Source organism: Arthrobacter sp. FB24 (assembly GCF_000196235.1).
Taxonomy (GTDB): Bacteria; Actinomycetota; Actinomycetes; order Actinomycetales; family Micrococcaceae; genus Arthrobacter.
Genome location: NC_008541.1, coordinates 949,860 through 973,696 on the forward strand (window position 1 = coordinate 949,860; position 23,837 = coordinate 973,696).

A 23,837-nucleotide genomic window follows, 5' to 3' on the forward strand; every position below is an offset into this window, starting at 1 on the left:
GACGGTCATCGCGAGGCGAACCGGGAGCGGCCCACCGTAGCAACGAGAAGAGGAATCATGCCTGAGACACCAAACGGCATCGTGGAGGCCTGGCTGGCGCAGTTCGAAGAGGCGCTGCGCAGCAAGGAAACCAATGCCGCACTGCAGCTATTCGAAGACGAACCCTACTGGCGCGACTTCGTATCCTTCACCTGGAACCTCAAGACGCTCGAGGGCAAGGACGCCATCAAGCGCATGCTGGACGCGACGCTCGGCGATGTTCAACCCGACAACTGGACCCTCGCCGAGGATGCCACCGGCGACGCTGCGAACACCGAGGCCTGGGTGGACTTCGAAACCGCCCAAGCCCGAGGCTATGCCCACCTGCGCCTCCGCAACGGCAAATGCTGGACGCTGCTCACCACCATGAAGGAACTCAAGGGATTCGAAGAGAAAAAGGGCCCCAACCGGGAGAAGGGCGTAGCCCACGAGATCAGTAAGGGCCGCAAGTCCTGGCTGGAACTCAAGGAGGAACAGGAAGCCCGCCTGGGATACCAGGACCAGCCCTACACAGTGATTATCGGCGGCGGGCAGGGCGGAATCGGACTGGGTGCGCGGCTGCGGCGGCTCGGGGTCCCCACGATCATCATCGAGAAGAACGAGAAGCCCGGTGACTCGTGGCGGAACCGCTACAAGTCGCTCCACCTTCACGATCCCGTCTGGTACGACCACCTGCCATACATGAAGTTCCCCGACGACTGGCCCGTCTTCGCCGCCAAGGACAAGATCGGTGACTGGCTGGAACACTACACGCGGATCATGGAGCTCAATTACTGGTCCAAGACAGAGTGCACCAACGCCCGCTTCGATGAAGCGTCCCAGGAGTGGATCGTGCAGGTAATGCGCGACGGCGAACCTGTCACCTTGCGGCCCAAGCAGCTCGTTTTCGCACTGGGCGTCTCAGGCTACCCAAACGTTCCAGCGTTCGACGGCGCCGAGTCCTTTTTGGGGGAGCAGTACCACTCGTCCAAGCACCCGGGCGGCGGTGACTGGACAGGTAAGAAGGCCGTGGTGATCGGGTCCAACAACTCGGCCCACGATATCTGCGCCGATCTTTGGGAACACGGAGCGGAAGTCACCATGGTCCAGCGGTCTTCCACACACATAGCCCGGAGCGAGTCGCTCATGGACCTGGCGCTCGGGGATCTCTACTCCGAGAAGGCCCTGGCCAACGGTGTCACCACCGAGAAGGCCGACCTCTTGTTCGCCTCCCTGCCGTACCGGATCCTGCCGGAGGCCCAAATCCCCGTCTACGAAGAAATGGCCAGGCGCGATGCCGGGTTCTACTCCCAGCTTGAGGCCGCAGGATTTGAACTGGACTTCGGGGTGGACGGTTCAGGCCTGTTCCTCAAGTACCTGAGGCGCGGTTCCGGCTACTACATCGACGTCGGTGCCTCCCAGCTGATCATTGACGGACGGGTCAAGCTCGCCAACGGCCAGGTCACAAAGATCACCGGCAACGCGGTGGTCATGGACAGCGGAGCCGAGCTGGAGGCCGATGTCATCATCTATGCCACCGGCTACGGGTCCATGAACGGCTGGCTGGCCGACCTGGTCTCGCCTGAGGTGGCGGACGCCGTCGGCAAATGCTGGGGCTTCGGCTCGGACACGCCCAAGGATCCGGGACCGTGGGAGGGGGAGCTGCGGAACATGTGGAAGCCCACGAACGTGGAGAACCTCTGGATTCACGGCGGCAACCTGCACCAGAGCCGTCACTACTCCAACTACCTTGCCCTGCAGCTCAAGGCCCGCATGGAGGGACTGCCCACGCCGGTCTACGAGCTCCAGCCCACCCACCACAAGCGCTGACCCGGATGGCCGTGACAATCACACTCCCGCGCACCACACTGGGGTGACGGCCACCTGCTGGGACACTCCAACGACATGCCGTGGATGCGCCCGACCGGGTGCATCCACGGCCCGTAAGCGAAGGAAAAAAACCATGAAAGCAGCACGATTCCACGCCCGCGAGGATCTTCGGATCGAAGACATTCCGGAGCCGGAGCTGCGCCCGGGTGCCGTGAAGATTGCAATCGCCTGGTGCGGGATCTGCGGCACGGACCTCCACGAATTCCTGGAAGGGCCCATCTTTACCCCGCCGCCCGGACAGCCCCACACGCTGTCACATGAGGAGGCCCCGGTCACCCTGGGACACGAGTTCTCCGGCACTGTTGAGGAAGTGGGCGAGGGCGTTACCGGGCTCTCCGTCGGCGACAGCGTGGTGGTAGAGCCCTACTTCGTCTGTGACGAATGCGGTCCGTGCCGGGCTGGCAACTACAACCTGTGCACCAAGCTGGGTTTCATCGGGCTGGCCGGCGGCGGAGGAGGGCTCAGCGAAAAGGTCGTGGTCGACTCACGCTGGGTCCATCCCGTTGGTGACATTCCACTCGACGAAGCCGCGCTCATCGAACCGCTAGCGGTGGCCTATCACGCCGTCGGCCGGAGCGACGTGAAAGCCGGGGACGTCGCCGTCGTCGGCGGTGCGGGCCCCATCGGACTGCTCACGGCCGCAGTCCTGAAAGGGCTGGGCGTCACCACCGTGGTGACTGAACTGTCCGCCGCGCGCAAGGAGAAAGCCACGTCTTCCGGCGTCGCGGACCATGTCCTCGACCCCAGCGCAGTCGACGTCAAGGCGCGGGTGCTGGAACTGACCGGGGGAGCAGGTGCGGACGCCGCGTTCGAATGTGCCGGAGTGAACGCCGTCCTGGACATGATGCTCGACGTCGTCAAGCCCGCCGGAGTAGTGGTCAACGTATCCATCTGGGGACGCCCGGCCACCGTAGACATGCAGAAGATCGTCCTCAAGGAAATCGACCTTCGCGGAACGATCGCCTACCGCGGGGACCACGCGGCCGCCATCAAGCTTGTCCAGGAAGGCAAAGTGGACCTCAAACCCTTCATCACGGGACGGATCGCCCTGGATGACCTTGTGGACAAGGGATTCGACACCCTGATCCACCACAACGACACGGCGGTGAAGATCATCGTGCATCCGTAGTGATCCGGGTCTCACCCGGAATAGTTGCATGCGCCTCGCAGTTGGCACCTGTGGACCCCATCCGCTGTGAAAGGAATCGCGCATGCTGTTTTCCCCGTTGACCCTCGGTGAGCTTGAACTGCCCAACCGCCTGATCATGGCCCCGCTGACCCGTCTGCGCTCAGGCGAGGCGGGCGTACCTGCGCCTGTCGTTGTGGAGCACTACCGCCAGCGCGCGTCGCTTGGCTTGATCGTCAGCGAGGGCACATACCCCAGCCCTGCCGGACGCTCGTACCCCGGGCAGCCCGGCATTGTCACCCCGGAACAGATTGCCGGCTGGAAGAAGGTGACGGACGCCGTTCATGCCGAAGGGGGCCGGATCTTTGCCCAGATCATGCACGGCGGCCGGGTTTCGCACGAGGACATTAACGGCGGCCGCCCGGTGGTCGCGCCCAGCGCCATCGCCGTGGAGGCCGAGACCCGCACCTACAAGGGCAAGCAGGCGCACCCCGTCCCGCATGCCCTGACTACCGACGAACTGCCCGGCGTCCGCCAGGAAATTGTCCAGGGATCGCTGAACGCGATCGAGGCAGGGTTCGACGGCGTGGAGCTGCACTCCGCCAACGGGTACCTGCTGCATGAATTCCTCGCGCCGTCGTCGAACCAGCGCGAGGACATGTACGGCGGCTCACCGGAGAACCGGGCGCGCTTCGTCATCGAGGTTGTGAAGGCTGTGGTTGAGGCCGTCGGCGCGGACCGCGTGGGCATCCGTATCTCACCCGCACACAACGTCCAGGGCGCTCTCGAAACGGACGCCGCAGATGTCCGCGAAACTTATGGCCTGCTCGTGGATGCGATCGCGCCGCTGAACCTGGCCTACTTGAGCATCCTGCACAATGAACCCACCAGCGAGCTGGTCCAGGAGCTGCGTGCGCGTTTCAACGGCAACTTCCTCGTCAACACCGGGTTTGGCGTCATCACCACCCGTGAGGAAGCCATCTCGCTGGTGGCCGACGGCCACGCAGACGCCGTTGTGGTGGGCCGTCCGGCCATCGCCAACCCGGACCTCGTCCGTCGCTGGCGCGAAGACCTGCCGGTCAACGAACCGAACCAGGCAACCTTCTATGCCGACGGCGCAGAGGGCTACACGGACTACCCGTTCTACGAGGAGTCGCAGAACTAGCACTTCCACTTCTGTATTTGGAGCCCCTCGAGCTCCGCAGCCAGGCGGGCGCAACTCGATTGCGCCCGCCTGTTGTGCGTTTAACGGCAGTGCTCCGGGCTCCGGTCCGTGGCGGCCAAACCACGATTGTGACCGGGCAAATCCGCCGCTGGCTGCCAACCCTATAGGATCTGATCATGCAGCGTCCGTCCCAGATCAACAGTCCCGGCAGCCGCAAGGGCAAGCCTGTGAGCCGCCAGGTGCTGGCCGACCACGTCTACGAGGAACTGCTGGAATCGCTGATGGATGGCCGGCTCGAACCGGGTGCCACCGTCAGCATCGACGGCACGGCCCGGGACCTGGACGTTTCTCCCACACCGGTCCGCGAAGCTCTTGCCCGGCTGGAACACACGGGCATGGTCCGCCGGGTGGCGCTCAAGGGTTACCGGGTGGCGCCGGTGTTCACCCGCGAAGACTTCGCCGAACTCATGGAAGCCCGCCTCGCCATAGAGCCGGTGAATGCCCGACTTGCCTGCGGCCGGCTTACTCCGGAGCGCCTCGCCCAGCTGGAAGAGGCGGTGACCGACTTGAAGACCGCGCCGCGGGGACCCTCATTCGCCGAATACCGCGACTACCTTGAAGCCGACGAACGTTTCCACCGGCTCATCGCCGAGCAAACCGGAAACCAGTTCATGGTGGCAGCCTATGCCGCCCTGGGCGGCCAGGTTCAGCGCTTCCGGCTGTTCGGCGGCGTGGGCATCACGGATGCGGAGAACGCCATCGCCGAACACGAGGCCGTCCTGCATGCGATGGCCTCGGGCGACCCTGAAACCGCTGCCGCGGCCATGGCCGAGCACGTCCGGAGAGTCCGCGGCCGCGCCATCGCCGACGCACCGGAAAGCTAAGCCCGCCCCACCGAAGTGACTGGCGGCTAACGTCGTGACGGCGCCTTTTCACGACGTCTACCGCTAGCTAGTTGGGCTGCCACCACCCCGAGTGTGATCTTGACAACTCTCTATGGAAAGTAGATCCTATAGGAAACAGGATTCGCACAAAGGAGTGAACACCATGGCCTACACAGCCGAGAACTGGCCCATTACTGCGGCCCTGCTTCAGTTCCCGGGCACCGACGCCCAGGGAACCCACATCAACGACGCCGACGCCGCCGCTTGGGCCGAGGTCCTCACCGAGGTCAAGGAAGCCGGCTTCGCACACGCGGACCTCACGGACAGCTGGGTCCGCCCCGGCGACCTCAGCACAGAGCGCCTCGCCGAATTCAAACAGACTGCAGCCAACGTAGGCATCGGCATCCCTGTCATCTCCGCGATCCGCCGCAGCGTCATCGAAGAACGCAACTGGGAAGCCAACCTGGCCTACAGCCACCGCACCATCGACGCCGCCGCCGAACTGGGCTGCGAAGTCGTCTCCTTCGGCCTCCACCAGGCCATCACGGCCGAACAGCAGAAACAGCTCTGGTTCTGGACGGTCGAAGGCTACAAAGACCCGTCGGGAGACAAAGAAGTCTGGGGCAACGCCGTCGCCCGTCTCCGCGAGCTCGGCCGGCACGCAGCCGAAGTCGGCGTCCTGCTCTCGCTCGAAATGTACGAGGACACCTACCTGGGCACCGCGGATTCCTCCGTGCAGCTCGTCCAGGACATCGGCCTCTCAAACGTTGGCCTCAACCCGGACCTCGGCAACCTGATCCGGCTGCACCGCCCCATCGAGGACTGGCGCGAGATGGTGGCCAAGACCCTGCCGTACTCCAACTACTGGCACATGAAGAACTACATCCGGGACGAGGACACGGCCCGCGACATGTATGTCACCATGCCGGCACCGATGGAAAGCGGCCTCATCAACTACCGCGAGGCCTTCAAGCTCGCACTGTCCGTAGGTTTTCAGGGCATCCTCTGCACCGAGCACTACGGCGGCGACGGCCTCAGCGTGACGGCCAGCAACCAGGACTACCTCCGCCGCCACGTCCTCCCCAAGACCGACGGCTACGCACTCGGGCAGAGCCAGGTGGCGCAGGGGAGGCAGCTGCCCGCCGCCTCGGAACTCAGCAGCGTCTGATCCACGGCGCTTGGTGCGGCCGGCATGCATTCGGGGGCGGCCGCACCATTTCAGACCCCGGCTTTACTTCTCCAACACGGATTCGATGAGGAAACCATGACCCAGATCTTCGACAACCCCGCTGATTTCGCGGATGAGGCACTGGACGGCTTTGTGGCAGCCAACCGCGGGTACGTCGCCCGGGTGGACGGCGGCGTGGTCCGCTCCACCGAGGTGCCCGCCGGCCAAGTGGCCCTGGTGGTGGGCGGCGGATCCGGCCACTACCCGGCCTTCGCAGGCCTCGTGGGACCGGGCCTTGCCACGGGCTCCGCCTGTGGCAACATGTTCGCTTCCCCGGCAGCCGGCCAGGTCTACCGGGTGGCCAAGGCCGCCAACGCGGGCGGCGGCGTGCTGCTGAGCTACGGCAACTACGCCGGCGACGTGCTCCACTTCGGCCAGGCCCAGCTGCGGCTTAACGCCGAGGGCATCGAAACCCGCACCGTCCTGGTCACGGACGACATCGCCAGCGCTCCGCTGGACCAGATCGAGAAGCGCCGCGGCATTGCCGGGGACCTGACGGTCTTCAAGATTGCCGGTGCCGCGGCGGAAGCAGGACTGGACCTCGACGCCGTCGAACGTTTGGCCATCCGGACCAACTACCGCACCCGTTCCCTGGGCGTGGCATTTGACGGCTGCACGCTGCCGGGAGCGGACGCGCCGCTGTTCCACGTGCCCGCCGGGCAGATGTCGCTGGGCCTCGGCATCCACGGCGAGCCGGGCATCTCCGAACACCCCATGCCCACCGCCTCCGAACTCGCCGAACTGCTGGTCTCCAGGCTCCTGGAGGACAAGCCCGACGACGCCGGGAACCGTGTGGTGGCCATCGTCAACGGCCTGGGCACGGTCAAGTACGACGAGCTGTTCCTGCTTTTCGGGAAGATCGAAAAGCTCCTCACCGCCGCCGGCCTGACGGTGGTGGAACCGGAATGCGGCGAGCTGGTCACCAGCCTGGACATGTCCGGGCTCTCCCTGACGCTGCTGTGGCTGGACGACGAACTGGAGCAGTTCTGGGCAGCTCCGGCCGATACCCCCGCCTTCCGCAAGGGCAACCTGGCTCCGCGGGCCCGCCGTGAGCTGGCCGGACCGGAAGACGCCGTGGCCGGTGAAGCGGAGAACACGACGGCGGCAGCAGCTGAGTTGGGCCGGCTGGCCGCCGCCGTGCTCGCCCAGGTGCAGGGCGTCGTCGTCGAGCATGAAGAGGAACTGGGGAACCTGGACGCCATCGCGGGCGACGGCGACCACGGTATCGGCATGCGCCGTGGCGTGGACGCAGCAGCAGCGGCAGCAGAGGAAACCTCGGCATCCGGGGCGTCGGCGGAACGTGTCCTCACGTCCGCGGGCGAAGCATGGAGCGAACGTGCGGGCGGAACCTCCGGGGCGCTGTGGGGATCCGCCGTGATCGCCGCCGGGCTGGCCCTCGGCAACAAGGACTCCTATGGCGGGGAGGACGCGGCAGCTGCCGTCACCGCCTTCGTGGACGCCATCACCGAACTTGGCAAGGCGGAACCGGGGGACAAGACGATGGTTGACGCGCTGCTGCCCTTCCGGGACACCTTCCTCACCGCGTTCGACGGCGGCACCCCGGTACGCGCGGCGCTCGCCTCAGCAGCGGCTGCTGCGCAGGAGGCCGCTGAGGCCACCGCTTCGCTCCGGCCTCTCAAGGGCAGGGCGCGGCCGCTCGCGGAAAAGAGCCTGGGCCATCCCGATCCCGGCGCGGTGTCCTTTGGACTGATCGCCGCCCGGATCTCGAACTATCTCGATTCTGAACTGACGGGTTCACCACTTACGGATTCACCGCTGGCCGCCTCCGCGGCCGGAAATGGAGCACAATCATGAGCGCAGACCAGAGCACTGCAGGATGGCGCATTGTCATCGGCAACGATGAAGCGGGCGTCGAATACAAGGAAGCGCTGAAGGCGCTGCTCGAAGCGGACAGCCGCGTCGCGTCCGTGGTGGATGTGGGAGTCGGCGCCAACGACTCGACCGCATACCCGCACGTCGCCGTTGACGCCGCCCGCAAAGTGGCCGAAGGCGAGGCAGACCGCGCCCTGCTGATCTGCGGCACCGGGCTGGGCGTGGCCATCGCGGCCAACAAGGTCCCCGGGATCCGCGCCGTCACCGCCCACGACGGCTACTCCGTGGAACGCTCGGTCCTGAGCAACAACGCCCAGGTCCTCACCATGGGCCAGCGCGTGATCGGCCTGGAACTGGCCAAGAAACTGGTGGGCGAATGGCTCGACTACCGTTTCGACGAGACCTCATCCTCCGCCGCCAAGGTGGACGCTATCTGCTCTTACGAGCCCGACTACACGAAGGCAGTCTGATCATGACCGAAACAGCAAACACCCCTACCACCGCGGCCTCCAGCGCGGCCAACAGCGCCCGGAAGATCGCCGTCGTCGGCTCCGGCTACATGGGCGGCGGGATCGCCCAGGTCCTGGCGCTCGGCGGTGCCCGCGTGGCACTGGCGGATGTGTCCGCCGAAGTGGCGCAGAGCAACTACGACCGCCTCCTCGCCGAATCGGACCAGTTTGTGGCCGACGGCCTGTTCCCGGCCGGTTCCACAGAGATCCTGAAGCAGAACCTCTGGGCAGCCAGGGACATCGAGGAGGCCGTGGCCGACGCGGACTTCATCGAGGAGGCCGTCCCCGAAATCATCGCGATCAAGCACCAGACGCTGGCCCGCATCAGCGCAGCGGCCAGGCCTGACGCCATCATCGGTTCCAACACCTCCACCATCTCCATCGCCGATCTGTCCGAACCGGTTACCAACCCGGAACGGTTCCTCGGCGTGCACTTCTCGAACCCGTCACCGTTCATCCCCGGCGTGGAGATCATCCCTCACGCCGGCACCTCCGCAACCACGGTGGGCGCAGTCCGCGACCTGGTGCACGCTGCCGGCAAGCAGACCGCCGTCGTCAAGGACGTCACCGGCTTTGTACTCAACCGCCTGCAGTACGCGCTCTTCCATGAAGCAGCGCAGCTGGTGGAGCAGGGCATCGCGACTGCGGACGACGTGGACACGCTGGTCCGCACCACCTTTGGCTTCCGGCTGCCGTTCTTCGGCCCGTTTGCCATTGCGGACATGGCCGGGCTGGACGTCTACAACTTCTGCTACAAGTCGCTCCAGACCGACTTCCCGGAGCGGTTCGCCACCCCCAAGATCCTCACGGACCTGGTGGAGGCCGGGAAGCTGGGCACCAAGACCGGCGCCGGCTTCCTCAACGTTCCGGCGGAACGCACCCCCGAGCTGATCGCCTACCGCAACAAGGCCTACGTCGCCATGCAGCAGCTTCTCGAAGACCTCGGCCCCGCCCCGATCCACTAGGCCGTTCCAGAAGCCGAGCAACAAGCACGAGCCCTGTCGCCGGCACCATCGCCGGGCAGGAGCTTTCCATCCGCCCTTCATCCAGGAGCAAGCATGAGCATTTTCCCCTCAGAACGCACAGCAATCGTCACCGGAGCCGTCTCCGAGCGCGGCATCGGCCGGGCCACCGTCAACTACCTCGCAGCGCAGGGCTGGAACATCGGCATCATCGACCTGGACGACGCCCTGTGCAAGGCCGCAGCCAAGGAACTGGCCGCCCAGTATGGTGTCCGGGCCCTCGGGGTTGGAGCCAACGTTGCCGATGAAACTTCCGTCCGCAATGCAATCGACGAGATCGAAGCAGAGCTGCCGCAGATCGTGGCCCTGGCCAACGTGGCCGGCGTCAGTTCACCGGTGCCGTACCTGGAGCTGGACGCTGCCGAGTGGGACCGCGTGCTGAACATCAACCTCAACGGCGTCCATTACGCCACCCGCCGCGTGGCCGAATCCATGGTCAAGAACCGGATCGGGCGCATCGTCAACATCTCCTCCGTTTCCGCACAGCGGGGCGGCGGCACGTTCTCCAAAACGCCGTACTCGGTGGCAAAGGCCGGCGTGATCGGACTGACCCGCTCCACCGCCCGCGAACTGGGGGAGTACGACATCACCGTCAACGCCATCTCCCCGGGCCCCATCGACACCGACATCATGGGCGGCACGCTCAGCCAGGAACGCAAGGACGAACTCACCAAGGACCTTGTGGTCAACCGGGTCGGATCGACACGCGACATCGCAGCAGCCATCGCCTTCCTCATCAGCGAGGACGCCGGATACATCTCCGGCCAGACGCTGAATGTGGATGGCGGACTTTACATGCACTAGGGAAGGCCACCCATGGCACAGCACAAACCGGCAACATCCCAGGCGACGGGGCTTAGGTCCTGGAGCCGCGGACGACAGATCTACCTAGCAGTGGGCATCCTGGCCTGCATCGCCGGGATCATGATCATCGCCTTCTCCCGCTAGGACCCGAAGTACCAAGCTTCGTTCGCAACTGATTTACTCAAAGAGGAGTTTTGATGTCCTTAACAGCAACTTCAACCAAGGAGCTCCTGGATTCGCCGGTCCTTAAGTCGGCGATTTCCAAGGCCTCGTTCCGGCTGATGCCGATGCTGGTCATCCTGTATGTGGTGGCTTTCCTGGACCGCACCAACGTTGGCTTCGCTGAAGCAGCGCTCGGAGTGGACCGCGGAGTCACCGCCGGGGCCTACGCCCTGGGCGCCGGCATCTTCTTCATCGGCTACGCACTGTTCGAAATCCCCAGCAACCTGCTCCTGACCAAGTTCGGCGCCAAGGTGTGGCTGGCCCGCATCGCCATCACCTGGGGCATCGTCTCCGCGTGCTTCGCCTTCGTCCAGGGCGAGACCTCGTTCATCATCCTGCGCTTCCTGCTGGGTGTCACTGAGGCGGGCCTGTTCCCGGGCGTCATCATGTTCCTGGCGGCGTGGTTCCCGAACAAGGTCCGGGTCAAGATGTTCGCCATCTTCTACCTGGCACAGCCGTTTTCGCAGATGATGGGCGCACCGCTATCCGGCTGGCTGATCAACATCGGCGACCAGGTTCCCGGCGTGGCCGGCTGGCAGGTCATGTTCTTCGTCGAAGGCATGCTCGCAGTCCTGGCCGGCGTTGCCGCGTACTTCTTCCTGATCAACAGCCCGCAGGACGCTAAGTTCCTGAACCCCGGCGAAAAGAAGGCGCTGCTGGACGTCATGGCGCTGGAGGACACCGTCAAGGAAGAAACCGGCCCCCGTGGTGTGCTCGCCGCCATGAAGAACCGCAAGGTCTGGTACTTCACGGTCATCTACTTCTGTCTCCAGGTGGCGGTATACGGCGTGACGTTCTACCTGCCGCAGCAGGTTGCGCAGCTGACCGGCCAGAAAGTCGGCTTCGCCGTGGGCCTGCTGGCGGCCATCCCGTGGTTCTTCGGCATCTTCGCCTGCTACTTCATCGGCAAGGCAGCCAACACCATCGTCCGCCGCCGGGTGTGGGGCACGGGGCTGTTCATCTCCACCGGGCTTTGCATCTTCGGCTCGGCGTGGGCCGGCGCCAACCATATCCCGGCATTGGGCATCATCTTCATCACCCTGGCGGTGTGCAGCTTCCTGTCGATCGGGCCCATCGCGTGGTCCTACCCGACGGCGTTCCTCACCGGAACGGCCGCCGCGGCGGGCATTGGCCTGATCAACTCGCTGGGCAACCTGGGCGGCTTCGTGGCCCCGATCCTGCGCACCACGGTCAACCAGGTCACGGCGTCCGACACCGGAACCATGGGCGTCTACGCCCTCGGCGTCCTGCCTTTCCTGGCGGCCGCGATGATGTTCGCGACCAAGAGGTTCCAGAACAAGGCGGACGAACTTCTCGAGAAGTAAATCCGGATTCTGTCGCCAGCAGAAAATACACCAGCAAGAAAGCAACACAGATGCAGCACGCTTCAGCCAGCCACGCCACGGACACCGTCAATGACAGCGTTATTGACTGTGTCAGTGACTCCGTCATCTATGTCGGCGTCAGCACCAAGATGTACCTGGGCTACCGGGACACCCTGGACTGGCTGGAGCGCCTGCGGCACGAAGTGGACTCCCGTCCGGCCCTCGCGGCCGGGCGGGTTGTCCCGTTTGTGATCCCGTCCTTCCCGGTGCTGCCGGCGGCCGCCGCTCTTCTTACGGGTTCGCCAATGCTGCTCGGCGCGCAGAACTGCGGCTGGGCCGAGGGCCCGTGGACCGGCGAGGTGGCCCCGTCCATGCTCGCCGAGCTCGGTGTGCGCCTGGTGGAGATCGGCCACGCCGAACGCCGCGCGCACCTCGGCGAAACCGACTCCATGGTGGCGCTCAAGGTCCGGGCCGCGGACGACGCCGGGCTGACGCCCCTGCTGTGCGTCGGCGAGGCCTCCGTGGGGGACGCGTCCGACGGCGACGCCGCCATTGCTACCCGGAACGCCGCAGCCTTTGTACAAGGGCAGATCGAGGCTGCCGTTGGGGGCGACTGGGAACTGGCCTCGCGCCTCATCATCGCTTACGAGCCCGTCTGGGCCATCGGCGCCGCCGAACCGGCGGATCCCGGTTATGTGTCCGACGTCGTCAATCACCTCCGCGGCCTGCTCGCCGCGCACGGGTTGCGGGAGCTTCCCGTCATCTACGGCGGCTCAGCCAAGCCGGGGCTGCTGCCCGAATTGGGCGGCGTTTCCGGTTTGTTCCTGGGCCGCTTCGCACACGACGCCGGGAACTTCGGCGCGGTTCTGGACGAGGCGCTGGCTGGGTGATGCACTGGCTGGGGGAGACACTGCTGATGGTCCCTACCCTGTCACCGACCGCTGGCAGAGCCCGATAAATCCGCCCAGCTGTTCGAGGCCTTCGGGATGTGCGGGCAGGTAGTTGGTCAGTTCCGGTGCCCGCACCACTACGGCGCGCCATTTGCCGCGGGACACCGCCACGTTGATCCGGTTCCGGGAGAGCAGGAATTCCATGCCCCGCGGAGCCTCGGCCACCGCCGAACAGGCCATGGATACAATCACCACAGCAGCCTCCTGGCCCTGGAACTTGTCCACGGTGCCCACGCGGACCGCCAGGTGGCCGGCGGCGTCGAGGACGTCCCTGATCAGGTTCACCTGCGCGTTGTAGGCCGCAACCACCAGGATGTCCTCCGGCCCCAGCGGGCGGTCCCCGGTTTCATCGTGCCAGGTCAGGCTCAAGTGCCTGCCGACCTGGTGCACCACTTCAGCGGCTTCCTCCGGGGACGACGTGATGTTCCCGCTGTGCGCAACCAACACGGTTTCGATTCCGGCAGGGACGCCCGCCAGGAACCGCAGGTCGGCGGCGCTGGCGGATTGCAGCCTGCCCTCATAGGAAAGCTCCGAAACGGCAGCGCACAGCGGCGACGCCATGCGCCACGTGTCCGCCAGGAAATAGCCGAGCTCAGGCGGAAGTGTGGCATGCCCCGCAGAGATCCAGCCCAGGGCGGACTCGTTGACCGGCTCCGGGTGGGTGCCCTGGCTGACCTGGGGAAGCTGCTGCGGATCGCCGAGCAACAGCAGCCGCGGGCTTGCCTGGGCGACAGCCAGTGTGTTGGCGAGGGAGAACTGCCCGGCCTCGTCGATCACCAGAAGATCCAGGGACCCGGCAGGAACGGTGGAGCCTGTCATGGTCCAGGCCGTGCCACCCACCAGGGCGCCGCCCGGAGAACTGAGCAGCCGGTCCACGTCGGCGGCAGCCCGGTGGTCCCACGGCAGGGAACCGTCGTGCTTGACGTCCTTGGCAACCCTCCGCGGGTCCACTCCCGCTTTTTCCACGGCGGTGCAGAGGAGGTTCTCCACCACCGCGTGCGACTGGGCGACGACGCCCACCTTCCAGCCCCGGGCCACGAGCCGCGCAATGACATGTGAACCGACGTGCGTCTTGCCGGTGCCTGGCGGTCCCTGGACCGCGAGGTACGAGTGGTCGAGGGCGGCGACGGCTGCCGTGATCGCGTCGATGAAGCGGTCCGCGCCGCCCGCAGGCTCGGGGAGGGGTCCGCTTGTCACCAGCCGCGGCGGAACCCGGCGCACCAGGTCCAATGCCGGGTGCTTCCGGAAGACAGGCTCTCCCGGAGGCTCCGCGGAAGCGTCGGGAAGGCCGGCGGCGACCTGGTCAGCCAGCATGGCCAGCGCCTCCTCCAGGCTCTTGGTGGCAACAGGCTGGTCCTCGGTGAGCGCGATGGGCATGCTGTTATGCGGTTCGATCTTCCGGTGCAGCCGGTCCCGGATCACCACGGTATCCCTGCCGTCCTCGTGGCCGAGCTCCAGGACCTCGGTCCCGAACCACCCGTTACGGCCCGAGCCGTCGCTGCCGGTGCCCTCGAGCCCCGCGGGCAATGGACGGTCATACATCCGGAACCATTTGCTGCCTTCCCGGAGGTCCGAGCCGGCGCTGACTGTGCCGGTCAGCTGTACCCTGCGCTCGGGGAGCCTGGTGCCTACCCTGTGCCAGTCGTCGAGGATGCGGGCCTCCTCGACGAGGAAGACATTGCGGTCCTGCTGGTGGGTGTCAGGTCCGCTCTCGCAGCGGTCAAAGTGGGCCCACCAAAAGGCCTTGCGCTCACGGCGGTGGTAGCTCACGGCCGCCTCCACCATGGCGACCGCTTGAACGTCGGCCTCCGGGCTGCCGAACTCCTTACCGGAGGTGCGGAATTCCGCCGCCCGGTCCAGGAAAGCCCTGATGGCGAGTTCGGAACGCCGGAGCGCGGCGCCGTCGCTGGAATCAGGTGCCGCCCTGCCTAAATTTCCTCCAGGTCCCTGTGCTTCAGGCGCTGCGCCGATTCCGCGCTCGGCGGCCAACCGCAGCAGCCAGTCGCGGAGCTCCAGCGTGGAGAGACAGTCGTATTCGTTATAGTCCGAGATGCCGGCAAGGATGGCCGCTGCGTCATCGGCAAGACCGGCGTCACGCGCCTCGCAGTAATCTGCATACGCCACCACCGAGGCCCCCGCGTCCTTCACGTCACCGGAGCGGAGGTTGCTGCCCATGTAGAGCGGCTCGAGTTTCTTGATGCTGTACGAGTTCTCGGAGATCCGGATGCTGTTCCGCACGGTCTGGTACAGGTCCACGAGGAGCCCGTCCCGCAGCCACGTGTCCACGGTGTCCTCTCCCGCGACATGCATGACAGAGAGTTTGCGGAGGGCGGTCTTTTCGTAGGCGGCGTAGTGGTACACGTGCATGTCAGGGTACCGGCGCCGCCTGTTCTCCACGTAGTCCAGGAAATCGAGGAAGGCCTGCTTTTCAGCAGCGCGGTTGTGCGCCCAAAACGGTTTAAACACGGTCCGGCGGCCCGGTTCCGTGGGAGCTTCAATAACCCCGAACAAATACTCCAGGCCCCATATCCCGGTGGCGCTGTCCTGCCACAGCGGATCCCCTTCGAAGTCGAAGAAGATGTCTCCGGGGCTCGGCGGCGGCAGTTCTGCCAGGGTGTGTTCCGGGATAACCCGGTAGCTGATGCTGTGCTGTTCGCCGTCCTTGACGTAGCTGACGGACCCCTCTGCCGTCCCCGCGTTGCTCTGCATCCGGGCCTGGTCCTGCATCCGCAACAGGGAGGGGCTGGCGCCGGGCAACGTTGCGTCGGCCAACTGCTTGACGGTGAAAATCCCCTGCTCGTGTAGTTTTTTTCGCTGCGCCGAGTTCATCCGCGCCACCAGGAGGAGATCGTCCGTAGCTTTGACCTGTTCCTGGCAGTAGTCGCAGCGGCCGCAGGCAACAACACCGGGCGTGCCCCAGCCGACGGTGTCGGGCTGGTTCCGATGGCCGGCCGTGAGGGCCAGGAACCTGTCCCGCCGCTCGCGGAAGACGGGGAGGATGTCCGCCAGCTTGTGGCTGCTCCGGACATAGTCGAAGCCGCCGCCGGCCGTTTCTTCTGTGGCACCCAGGACCAGGGTGACGGCGGGGGCAGGTTCGATTCCGGCGTGAAGCAGCTGGTCTCCGTATGCGGCAAGCTGGAGCAGCGCCGTCACTTTGGCATGGCGCGCCAGTTTGGTGTCGTACACGGCGTATCTGCCGTCGTCCTGTTTGACCAGGAAGTCGGAACGGCCGTGGAAGAGGCCGTCGAAGAAGGCGGCCTGGAAAACAACGTCCGCCCCGGCCCGCAGCGCGTCGATGGATTCGGCATGCTTGGCCTGCAGGGTGGCGCGGTCCATGGCGGTGGCTGCCGCGACGTCGTACACGCCGCGGCCGGTGGCGGGATCCCACGGCCCGAATTCGTCAAGGAAGTTGTCCAGGACTTTGTGCTCGTGAACGTCCCCGAGTTTCGCTGTGCGCGCCAGCATCTCGTCGGGCTCGAACTCGGCTTTGGGGGAGCGGCCCAGTTTTTCGTCCAGTTTGCGCAGCAACTGATACTCACACGTTGCAGCGATCACCAGATCGCTCGCGGAGTAGACGAGGTCCTGCGCCAGGTCCGGTACTTCCGGTTCAAGAAGAAACACTGCGCCTCATTGCCGTAGATGTTGGTGCCGGTTGTTGGTGACGATTGTTGTGTGTTGCCGCTGGCTTGCCGTTGATGTCCTATTGCCAAGCTATCAAAGCGCCCCGACAATTTGGCTTGGGCTGTGCCCGATCGGCTCGGCCGCTGCCGCCAGCCTCTGGCCCGGGCAGGCACGGTCGGCGTAAGGTCTGAGGAACATGACTGAACAGCAGCCTTTTGACGTCGTCCAACGGTTTCCGGATTTTGAAGTGCGCCGTTACCCTGGGCACGCTGTCGCCGAAGTGAAGGTGAAGGCGCCCTTTGACAGCGCCGGTAACGCCGCTTTTCGGCTTCTTTTCGGATACATCAGCGGCAACAACACCGCACGCGAGTCCGTGTCCATGACCGCCCCGGTCCTGCAAAGTCCTGCACCATCGCGGAAACTGGCAATGACGACGCCGGTGGTCCAGAGCGGTGCCCTCGGCGACAGCGAATTCGTTGTTGCGTTCGTTCTTCCCGCCAGCATCACGGCGGCAACAGCTCCCGTTCCGAATAATCCACAAGTGGAAATCCGGGCCGTGCCCGGCTCGGTGGCTGCCGTTCTGGGATTTTCCGGCAGGGGGACCGAAGCTGCGTTCGAGAAGCGGAACAGTGTCCTGCAGGAAGCCCTGGCTCAAGCCGGCCTCAAGCCAGTCGGAGCGCCGCGGTTCGCACGCTTCGACCCGCCGTTCAAACCCTGGTTCCTCAGGAAGAATGAAGTGGTCCAGGATATCGAGGAGTCGGCGGGACTCGCCGGCCACAGGGGAGGGCCGCATGAGCAATAAACCAGGTGACCACACCGCCACCGGGACAGCCGCCTCAGCCGGCGCCGCCTACGATGAGGCAGCCTTCGAAGCAGCTGTCCGGGCAGCGGAGCAGAGCCTCAGTGAAGGCGGCATCCCCATCGGGGCCGCCCTCGCGAGGGGGAACGAGCTGATCGCCAGCGGCCACAACGAGCGGGTACAGCATGGAGATCCCATCGCCCATGGCGAGATGGCCGCGCTCCGTGCTGCCGGGCGCCAGAAGAGTTACCGCGACACGACGCTGTACACCACCCTGGCGCCGTGCGCGATGTGCACCGGGACGATCATCCAGTTCAAGATTCCGCGGGTGGTGGTGGGGGAGGCCAGGACGTTCCCCGGCGAATTCGAGCTCCTGCGCTCGCGGGGTGTTGAAGTGCTGGTGTTGGACGACCAGCGCTGCGTGGACATGATGCTCACGTTCCAACGCGACTACCCGGAACTGTGGGCCGAGGACATCGCCGAGGACGCGCCCGCGGACGCTGCCCGCGTTCCGGGGAAATAGGGCGAGACGGAATTCCGGTAAGAGGCGGAGACATGGACCGAGACCGCATGGCCCTGATGGCAGTGAAATCGTTTCACACGCTGGCCTGGTTCCTGATCGAAGCCTGCATGGTCTACCTCGTGTACGCGGGAATCCGCGGGCGCACGGACAGGCGTGCCGGGGTGGCTGCGTCCGTTGTGGCCGGTGAGACCCTCATTTTTGCCGCCTACGGGTTCCACTGCCCGCTGACCGCCGTGGCCAGGAAGCTTGGCGACGAGACCGGCTCGGTGACGGATATTTACCTGCCCAAGTGGTTCGCGAGGAACCTCCCGGCCATTCACGTGCCGCTGATTCTCCTGGCGGTCGCGCTGCACCGGCGGAACTTCCTCGCCGCGAGGGCGCGGGGGCAGACGGTTTTGCTGACCGGGCGGGCCGCCCGCTGATCAACACCTTCGCTGTCGAGGGACTGCAGCCACGGCAGCCCTCGTTTATAGGAAGGCCTCCCGGCCGGTGCCTTCACGCACCAGCAGTTTGCCGTTTTCGATGGACACCAGGAGGCTCTTGGGTTTGCCACTGAGTTTCACGCCCCCGGACAGGCCCCGGCTGGTGACGTCAACGCCGATGGTGGCCCCGCGCGCCGGCAGCTCGATCGCGACCTCCTCCGCTATGCCAAGCAGCGGATTGGTGGAGAGCTCGGTGTCGCGCCTCGCCTGTTTGCCGTTGACGAAAACCGTGACGTTGTCCTCCTTAAAGCCGCCCTGAAGGATGATGAGCAACTCCTGCATCGTGGACCGCCTCCGTAGATCGCCGGGCTCCCCCAACTGCCACTACATCACTTCTTTCCCCTTGTGGATAGCCCCAGTTTTGGCCGGTTCGGAGCAGGTCCGGGATGACGCTGCCGCACAGTGTCGGTTCCGGTAAGGCAAAATGTTCTGGGTGAACCACATCCCGCAGCGCCCTTGCCCGTCCCCCGCCGAGACTGCTGACTCCATGGCAGACCACATCGCGGCCCAGATCGCTGACGAACTGGGCGTCAAGGCGTGGCAGGTGAAAGCTGCGGTGGACCTCCTCGACGGCGGTTCGACCGTTCCGTTCATCGCCCGGTACCGCAAGGAAGCCACCGGGACCTTGGACGACACCCAGCTCCGCGAGCTCGAGGAGCGCCTCCGGTACCTCCGCGAACTGGAGGACCGCCGTCGGACGGTCCTTGAGGCGATAGCGGCGCAAGGCAAGCTGACACCGGAACTGCAGGCCGCCGTCGTCGGCGCCGATACCAAATCCCGCCTGGAAGACATTTACCTTCCTTTCAAAACCAAGCGCCGCACCAAAGCGCAGATCGCCCGTGAGGCGGGCCTCGAGCCGCTCGCCGACACACTGCTTAAGCGGCCGGAACTGGACCCTGAGCGCGAGGCCGCCAAGTACCTGAACGCTGAACATTCCATCGACGACGCCGCGGCAGCACTCGCCGGCGCCCGGTCCATACTGGTGGAGCGTGTGGCGCAGGACCCTGACCTGGCCGCGACTCTGCGCGAACGGCTCTGGACGCAGGGCCGCATGGTGTCCCGCGTGAAGAAGGGCCAGGAGGTCGAAGGACAGAAGTTCAAGGACTACTTCGAGTTTTCGCAGGTGCCGTCCGGGATGCCGTCGCACCGCGTCCTGGCGCTGCTCCGCGGGGAAAAAGACGGGGTGCTGGAGCTGGACCTCGCCGAGGCTGAACCGAACGACGACGACGCCCTGGCCGCCGCCCGCGGACGGTACGAATCCGCCGTGGCCAGGTTCCTCGGGGTTGCGGACCGCGGCCGGCCCGCCGATGAGTGGCTGCTGCAGACCGCGCAGGTGGCGTGGCGGTCGCGGGTGCTGGCCCGGCTGACCGCCGATCTGCGCGGGCGGATGTTCGCCGCAGCCGAGGACGAGGCGGTGCGGGTTTTCGCCGCCAACCTCCGCGACGTGCTGCTGGCGGCCCCCGCGGGCAACCGTGCCACCCTCGGACTCGACCCGGGCCTGCGCACCGGCGTGAAGGTGGCCGTGGTGGACGGGACGGGCAAGGTAGTTGCCACTGACACCGTGTACCCGCACGCCCCGGCGCGGAAGTGGGATGAGGCCCTGGCAACGCTCGTGCGGCTGTCGCGGCAGCACGCCGTCGAGCTGGTGGCGATCGGCAACGGGACGGCCTCACGCGAGACCGACAAACTTGCCCTCGAGCTGATTAAGAAGCTGTCCGCGGAGTCGGCCCCGGCGCAGGCCGGCGCCGGAAACCGGGCGCCGGAAAAGCTCGTGGTATCCGAAGCCGGCGCCTCGGTTTATTCGGCGTCGGCGCTTGCCGCGGCCGAGCTACCCGGCATGGACGTCTCCCTGCGCGGCGCGGTGTCCATCGCCCGGCGCCTGCAGGATCCGCTCGCCGAGCTGGTTAAGATCGAGCCGAAGTCGATCGGCGTCGGGCAGTACCAGCACGACGTCACGGCCGCGAAGCTGGACCGCAGCCTGGACGCCGTGGTGGAGGACTGCGTGAACGCCGTCGGCGTGGACGTGAACACGGCGTCGCCCGCCCTGCTGAGCCGGGTGGCCGGCGTCGGACCCCTGCTGAGCGAGAACATCGTGGCGTACCGGAACGAGCACGGACCATTCGCCAAGCGCAGCGAGCTGAAGAAGGTGCCCCGGCTGGGTGCCAAGGCGTTCGAACAGTGCGCGGGCTTCCTGCGGATCACCGGCGGAGCAGAGCCGCTGGACGCGTCCAGCGTGCACCCGGAGGCCTACCCGGTGGCGCGGAAGATCCTCGCTGCAGCAGGCGGAAAGTCAACTGCCGGGAAGGCAGGTCTGAGCGGCTCCGGTGCGGGCAGCCTCGCGTCGCTCAACCCGCAGGATTTCGTGGAGGGCGCCTTCGGACTTCCCACGGTGCAGGACATCATTTCCGAGCTGGAAAAGCCCGGCCGTGACCCGCGGCCGGCGTTTGCGGCCGCCAAGTTCTCGGAAGGGATCGAGAAGATCTCAGACCTCCGTCCCGGGATGATCCTGGAGGGAACCGTCACCAATGTGGCCGCATTCGGGGCGTTCGTGGATGTCGGGGTGCACCAGGACGGACTGGTGCACGTTTCCGCGCTGGCTAACCGCTTCGTCTCCGATCCGCGCGAAGTGGTGAAGTCCGGCCAGGTGGTGCGGGTGAAGGTTCTTGAGGCCGACCCGGAGCGGAAGCGAATTTCGCTGACGCTGAGGCTCGACGACGAACCGGCACCTGCCGGTGGCCGCACGGCTGCCGGCGGCGCCCGGCCCGCTGGTTCTGGCGCCCGGCCCGCTGGTTCTGGCGCCCGGCCCGCTGCTGCCGGGCGGCAGGGGAGCGGCGCATCCCGGCAGGCACCCGCCGCACCCCGGCAGGGGAGTGAGGGCCGCCAGGCGGGGAGTGACGGAAACCAGCCGCGGAACGGCCGTTCCGAAGCCAAGCGGACGCCCCCGCCCAAGCCCGCACCGGTCAACACCGCCATGGCTGAGGCACTGCGGAAGGCCGGCCTGGGCAAGTAACCGCCAACCCGGCGCCGCTGCTAATCCGTCACACCGCGCCCGGCTGTGGCTACAGTGGTCCCCATGACTTTCACCCGGCCCGATCCGTTCACCACGCGCCCCACCCTCCGGGGAACCTTCGGAATGAGTGCCTCCACGCACTGGCTCGCCACCGCAACCGCCCAGTCCGTGCTGGAACGAGGCGGAAACGCGTTCGACGCCGCCACCGCCGGGGCGTTTGTCCTCCACGTGGTCGAGCCGCACCTGAACGGTCCGGGCGGGGACATGACCGGAGTGTTTGTTACGGCCGGGGAACCAGGCAAACCGGTGGTCCTGATGGGTCAGGGGCCGGCCCCCGCCGGAGCGACGCCCGGGCATTATCGCTCGGAAGGCCTGGAGCTGGTGCCGGGTTCAGGAGCCCTGGCGGCGGCAGTGCCTGCCGCCGTCGACGCCTGGCTCCTCCTGCTGCGCGACCACGGAACGTGGGAGTTGCAGGCGGTGCTCGAGTATGCGGTCGGATATGCGCGCGATGGCCACCCGATGCTGGGAAGGGTCGGCGCAACCATCGCGTCAGTTTCGGAGCTGTTCACAGAGCACTGGCCCACTTCGGCCGAGCTGTGGATGCCCGGGGGCAGAATTCCCTCTGAGGGGGAACTGGTCCGGAATCCGGCGTACGCGCGCACCCTTGAACGGCTGGTGGAGGCGGGAGCCGCGGGGTCCACGCGGGAAGCGCGTATCGACGCCGCACGCCGGGAATGGCGCGGGGGCTTTGTAGCGGAGGCCATGGTGCAGTCCGTGCAGGCGCCGCACCGCCATTCGTCCGGGACTGACCACCGCGGAGTGCTGGCAATGGATGACGTCGGGGGATTCGAAGCGGGCTACGAAGCCGCAGCCACCGTTGAGTTCAGGGGACACACCATCGCCAAGACGGGTCCGTGGGGCCAGGGTCCGGCGCTCCTGCAGACCCTTGCGATCCTTGACGGTTTCGCGGACGAGTACCTTGATCCGTCCACCGAACTGGGCGTGCACACCATCCTGGAAGCCCAGAAATTGGCGCTCGCCGACCGGGAGGCCTACTACGGCGACACTGACGTGCCGCTCGACCACCTGCTGTCCGCCGGCTACGCCGCCGAGCGACGGCAAATGATCATGGAGCGGGCATCGCATGAGTTCCGGCCGGGCCGGGTTCCGGGATACGAACCGTTTGTCCCGCCGTTGCGGACCGAGTACGTGCCGCCGGCGCGCGCGAACGACGACGGGCCGGCCCTTCGCGGGACTGCTGGCGCCGGCGTGGGTGAACCGACGGTACTGGCAACCGGCGAGACGCGCGGCGACACGTGCCACATCGACGTGGTGGACCGGTGGGGCAACATGATCTCGGCGACTCCTTCCGGCGGCTGGCTGCAGTCTTCCCCGGCGATCCCCGAGCTGGGTTTCTGCCTGGGAACCCGGCTGCAGATGACCTGGCTCGAACCTGGAACACCGTCCACGCTGACCCCCGGGAAGCGTCCCCGCACCACCCTGACGCCCACCCTTGTGCTGCGCAACGGCACGGCTGTAACAGCGCTGGGCTCGCCCGGCGGCGACCAGCAGGACCAGTGGCAGCTCCCGTACCTGCTGCGGACCATAGTGGGCGGCTACACTCCACAACAGGCCATCGACGCCCCGACGTTCCATACGACGTCGATGCCGGGGTCGTTCTGGCCCCGCACCTGGGAGCCCGGCGGGGCAGTGGTGGAGGGCAGGCTGGGGGAGGACGTCATTGCAGGCCTGGAACGCCGCGGCCACCGGATCACGTGGGCCGGTGACTGGACGCTGGGACGGTTGTCCGCCGTCGTCCGTGATCCCCTGACGGGCGTCCTGCAGGCCGCGGCGAACCCGCGCGGCGCGCAGGGGTACGCGGCAGGGCGGTAGGGGCTTCCGCCCTAACGAATGACCGCTCGAGCCGCGATTTAGTCCTTCCTGACGATATCGACCGAGATCTCCACCGCCGGAACCGTTCCCCTGTTCTCGAGCCAGTGGGTCGTGTTCCGATCCTCGGGCCATCCGACTCCCGGCCCGTAGTCCGTGGCGACTCCGTTTCGATGGTCAGTGATCGTTCCCTGCAGGATGTAAACCGTGCCGGGCCGGCCTACGTGGTCGTGAACCGGGCCGAAGACGCCGCCGGGCTCGATGGTCACCATTCGAGTTCGAAGCTGGCGTCCTTCCATGCCTTCGATCTCGGAGGCAAGGTCAACCGTTGAAAGTAACTCCACCGTGACGCCTTTGGTCTTAGGTGCCACCTGTTCGTTGCCCATGGTGCTCTCTTTTCTGTAAGTCTCTGTACGTCCGTGCTTTGTTGCTGGTGGTCCACGCCGGACCGTCATCGGCCGTACCGGCTTGCGCCGCCCCTCCAGCCCGTCCCCTTCGTCCTCACATTAGGAAATTAACAGGACTCCGGGCCGACG

At 66.1% G+C, this 23,837-nt stretch carries 20 protein-coding genes; 17 read left to right on the forward strand and 3 right to left on the reverse strand.

Translation table 11 applies throughout. The features are described from left to right. The first annotated feature begins 57 nt into the window (after positions 1-57). The 12 genes from ARTH_RS04495 (at position 58) to ARTH_RS04545 (ending at position 12,916) form a co-directional block, all read left to right on the forward strand. Positions 58-1,848 carry a flavin-containing monooxygenase gene (locus ARTH_RS04495; RefSeq protein ID WP_011690744.1) on the forward strand — a complete coding sequence of 597 codons (1,791 nt, stop codon included), beginning with the start codon at positions 58-60 and terminating at the stop codon, positions 1,846-1,848. 133 nt (positions 1,849-1,981) lie between these two features. Beyond that, positions 1,982-3,037, forward strand: a complete 1,056-nt coding sequence (locus tag ARTH_RS04500) for a 2,3-butanediol dehydrogenase (protein WP_011690745.1) — start codon at positions 1,982-1,984, stop codon at positions 3,035-3,037. An 82-nt stretch (positions 3,038-3,119) separates the two neighbouring features. Continuing rightward, the gene (locus ARTH_RS04505) at positions 3,120-4,199 is read left to right on the forward strand and encodes an alkene reductase (RefSeq protein WP_011690746.1); all 1,080 of its coding nucleotides are present in this window, start codon (positions 3,120-3,122) and stop codon (positions 4,197-4,199) included. 176 nt (positions 4,200-4,375) lie between these two features. Beyond that, the gene (locus tag ARTH_RS04510; protein ID WP_011690747.1) at positions 4,376-5,083 is read left to right on the forward strand and encodes a GntR family transcriptional regulator; all 708 of its coding nucleotides are present in this window, start codon (positions 4,376-4,378) and stop codon (positions 5,081-5,083) included. A 163-nt stretch (positions 5,084-5,246) separates the two neighbouring features. Beyond that, the gene (locus ARTH_RS04515; RefSeq protein WP_011690748.1) at positions 5,247-6,251 is read left to right on the forward strand and encodes a sugar phosphate isomerase/epimerase family protein; all 1,005 of its coding nucleotides are present in this window, start codon (positions 5,247-5,249) and stop codon (positions 6,249-6,251) included. 96 nt (positions 6,252-6,347) lie between these two features. Further along, positions 6,348-8,126: a dihydroxyacetone kinase subunit DhaL gene (gene dhaL / locus ARTH_RS04520; protein WP_043429427.1), complete on the forward strand. Its 1,779-nt coding sequence runs from the start codon at positions 6,348-6,350 to the stop codon at positions 8,124-8,126. Beyond that, entirely contained in the window at positions 8,123-8,614 is a 492-nt protein-coding gene (locus tag ARTH_RS04525) for a ribose-5-phosphate isomerase (RefSeq protein WP_011690750.1), read from the forward strand. The genes dhaL and ARTH_RS04525 overlap by 4 nt, the downstream gene beginning before the upstream one ends. A 2-nt stretch (positions 8,615-8,616) precedes the next feature. Beyond that, positions 8,617-9,618, forward strand: a complete 1,002-nt coding sequence (locus ARTH_RS04530; RefSeq protein WP_011690751.1) for a 3-hydroxyacyl-CoA dehydrogenase family protein — start codon at positions 8,617-8,619, stop codon at positions 9,616-9,618. Between the two features lie 93 nt (positions 9,619-9,711). Continuing rightward, complete coding sequence (locus ARTH_RS04535; RefSeq protein ID WP_011690752.1) at positions 9,712-10,479, forward strand: SDR family NAD(P)-dependent oxidoreductase; 768 nt, start codon at positions 9,712-9,714, stop codon at positions 10,477-10,479. Positions 10,480-10,491: 12 nt separating this feature from the next. After that, positions 10,492-10,623 (forward strand): hypothetical protein, encoded by a 132-nt coding sequence (locus ARTH_RS24385; protein WP_269534762.1) that lies wholly within the window; start codon positions 10,492-10,494, stop codon positions 10,621-10,623. Positions 10,624-10,676: 53 nt separating this feature from the next. After that, a complete protein-coding gene (locus ARTH_RS04540; protein WP_011690753.1) occupies positions 10,677-12,026 on the forward strand; it encodes an MFS transporter in 1,350 nt (449 codons plus the stop codon). Between the two features lie 50 nt (positions 12,027-12,076). Next, complete coding sequence (locus tag ARTH_RS04545; protein ID WP_011690754.1) at positions 12,077-12,916, forward strand: triose-phosphate isomerase family protein; 840 nt, start codon at positions 12,077-12,079, stop codon at positions 12,914-12,916. A 33-nt stretch (positions 12,917-12,949) separates the two neighbouring features. Here ARTH_RS04545 and ARTH_RS04550 read toward each other — a convergent pair whose 3' ends face one another. Then, positions 12,950-16,597 (reverse strand): TM0106 family RecB-like putative nuclease, encoded by a 3,648-nt coding sequence (locus ARTH_RS04550; RefSeq protein WP_011690755.1) that lies wholly within the window; start codon positions 16,595-16,597, stop codon positions 12,950-12,952. 196 nt (positions 16,598-16,793) lie between these two features. On the opposite strand from ARTH_RS04550, the gene ARTH_RS04555 reads away from it, so the two are divergent. Genes ARTH_RS04555 through ARTH_RS04565 form a run of 3 tightly spaced genes read left to right on the forward strand, consistent with a single transcriptional unit; the run spans position 16,794 to position 18,341 of the window. Further along, positions 16,794-17,399 carry an SOUL family heme-binding protein gene (locus ARTH_RS04555; RefSeq protein WP_011690756.1) on the forward strand — a complete coding sequence of 202 codons (606 nt, stop codon included), beginning with the start codon at positions 16,794-16,796 and terminating at the stop codon, positions 17,397-17,399. Beyond that, the gene (locus ARTH_RS04560) at positions 17,389-17,919 is read left to right on the forward strand and encodes a nucleoside deaminase (protein WP_011690757.1); all 531 of its coding nucleotides are present in this window, start codon (positions 17,389-17,391) and stop codon (positions 17,917-17,919) included. The genes ARTH_RS04555 and ARTH_RS04560 overlap by 11 nt, the downstream gene beginning before the upstream one ends. A gap of 32 nt (positions 17,920-17,951) precedes the next feature. Next, positions 17,952-18,341 (forward strand): hypothetical protein, encoded by a 390-nt coding sequence (locus ARTH_RS04565; RefSeq protein ID WP_011690758.1) that lies wholly within the window; start codon positions 17,952-17,954, stop codon positions 18,339-18,341. A 45-nt stretch (positions 18,342-18,386) separates the two neighbouring features. Here the strand turns inward: ARTH_RS04565 and ARTH_RS04570 are convergent, their stop codons facing one another. Continuing rightward, a complete protein-coding gene (locus tag ARTH_RS04570; protein WP_011690759.1) occupies positions 18,387-18,683 on the reverse strand; it encodes a hypothetical protein in 297 nt (98 codons plus the stop codon). A 205-nt stretch (positions 18,684-18,888) separates the two neighbouring features. On the opposite strand from ARTH_RS04570, the gene ARTH_RS04575 reads away from it, so the two are divergent. Together ARTH_RS04575 and ARTH_RS04580 are read left to right on the forward strand one after the other, a co-directional pair. After that, positions 18,889-21,411: a Tex-like N-terminal domain-containing protein gene (locus ARTH_RS04575; protein ID WP_156810612.1), complete on the forward strand. Its 2,523-nt coding sequence runs from the start codon at positions 18,889-18,891 to the stop codon at positions 21,409-21,411. 63 nt (positions 21,412-21,474) lie between these two features. After that, complete coding sequence (locus ARTH_RS04580; RefSeq protein WP_043429431.1) at positions 21,475-23,304, forward strand: gamma-glutamyltransferase family protein; 1,830 nt, start codon at positions 21,475-21,477, stop codon at positions 23,302-23,304. 38 nt (positions 23,305-23,342) lie between these two features. Here the strand turns inward: ARTH_RS04580 and ARTH_RS04585 are convergent, their stop codons facing one another. Further along, positions 23,343-23,687, reverse strand: a complete 345-nt coding sequence (locus ARTH_RS04585; protein WP_043429434.1) for a cupin domain-containing protein — start codon at positions 23,685-23,687, stop codon at positions 23,343-23,345. Positions 23,688-23,837 lie beyond the last annotated feature (150 nt).

What these genes read in the sequence shown, in the direction of transcription:
- ARTH_RS04540 (WP_011690753.1), top strand. Translation starts at nt 10,677, where the DNA reads ATGTCCTTAACAGCAACTTCAACCAAGGAGCTCCTGGATTCGCCGGTC.
- ARTH_RS04505 (WP_011690746.1), top strand. Translation starts at nt 3,120, where the DNA reads ATGCTGTTTTCCCCGTTGACCCTCGGTGAGCTTGAACTGCCCAACCGC.
- ARTH_RS04500 (WP_011690745.1), top strand. Translation starts at nt 1,982, where the DNA reads ATGAAAGCAGCACGATTCCACGCCCGCGAGGATCTTCGGATCGAAGAC.
- ARTH_RS04555 (WP_011690756.1), top strand. Translation starts at nt 16,794, where the DNA reads ATGACTGAACAGCAGCCTTTTGACGTCGTCCAACGGTTTCCGGATTTT.
- ARTH_RS04560 (WP_011690757.1), top strand. Translation starts at nt 17,389, where the DNA reads ATGAGCAATAAACCAGGTGACCACACCGCCACCGGGACAGCCGCCTCA.
- ARTH_RS04535 (WP_011690752.1), top strand. Translation starts at nt 9,712, where the DNA reads ATGAGCATTTTCCCCTCAGAACGCACAGCAATCGTCACCGGAGCCGTC.
- ARTH_RS04525 (WP_011690750.1), top strand. Translation starts at nt 8,123, where the DNA reads ATGAGCGCAGACCAGAGCACTGCAGGATGGCGCATTGTCATCGGCAAC.
- ARTH_RS04585 (WP_043429434.1), bottom strand. Translation starts at nt 23,687, where the DNA reads ATGGGCAACGAACAGGTGGCACCTAAGACCAAAGGCGTCACGGTGGAG.
- ARTH_RS04530 (WP_011690751.1), top strand. Translation starts at nt 8,617, where the DNA reads ATGACCGAAACAGCAAACACCCCTACCACCGCGGCCTCCAGCGCGGCC.
- ARTH_RS24385 (WP_269534762.1), top strand. Translation starts at nt 10,492, where the DNA reads ATGGCACAGCACAAACCGGCAACATCCCAGGCGACGGGGCTTAGGTCC.
- ARTH_RS04510 (WP_011690747.1), top strand. Translation starts at nt 4,376, where the DNA reads ATGCAGCGTCCGTCCCAGATCAACAGTCCCGGCAGCCGCAAGGGCAAG.
- ARTH_RS04545 (WP_011690754.1), top strand. Translation starts at nt 12,077, where the DNA reads ATGCAGCACGCTTCAGCCAGCCACGCCACGGACACCGTCAATGACAGC.
- dhaL (WP_043429427.1), top strand. Translation starts at nt 6,348, where the DNA reads ATGACCCAGATCTTCGACAACCCCGCTGATTTCGCGGATGAGGCACTG.
- ARTH_RS04570 (WP_011690759.1), bottom strand. Translation starts at nt 18,683, where the DNA reads ATGCAGGAGTTGCTCATCATCCTTCAGGGCGGCTTTAAGGAGGACAAC.
- ARTH_RS04580 (WP_043429431.1), top strand. Translation starts at nt 21,475, where the DNA reads ATGACTTTCACCCGGCCCGATCCGTTCACCACGCGCCCCACCCTCCGG.
- ARTH_RS04565 (WP_011690758.1), top strand. Translation starts at nt 17,952, where the DNA reads ATGGACCGAGACCGCATGGCCCTGATGGCAGTGAAATCGTTTCACACG.
- ARTH_RS04495 (WP_011690744.1), top strand. Translation starts at nt 58, where the DNA reads ATGCCTGAGACACCAAACGGCATCGTGGAGGCCTGGCTGGCGCAGTTC.
- ARTH_RS04515 (WP_011690748.1), top strand. Translation starts at nt 5,247, where the DNA reads ATGGCCTACACAGCCGAGAACTGGCCCATTACTGCGGCCCTGCTTCAG.
- ARTH_RS04575 (WP_156810612.1), top strand. Translation starts at nt 18,889, where the DNA reads ATGGCAGACCACATCGCGGCCCAGATCGCTGACGAACTGGGCGTCAAG.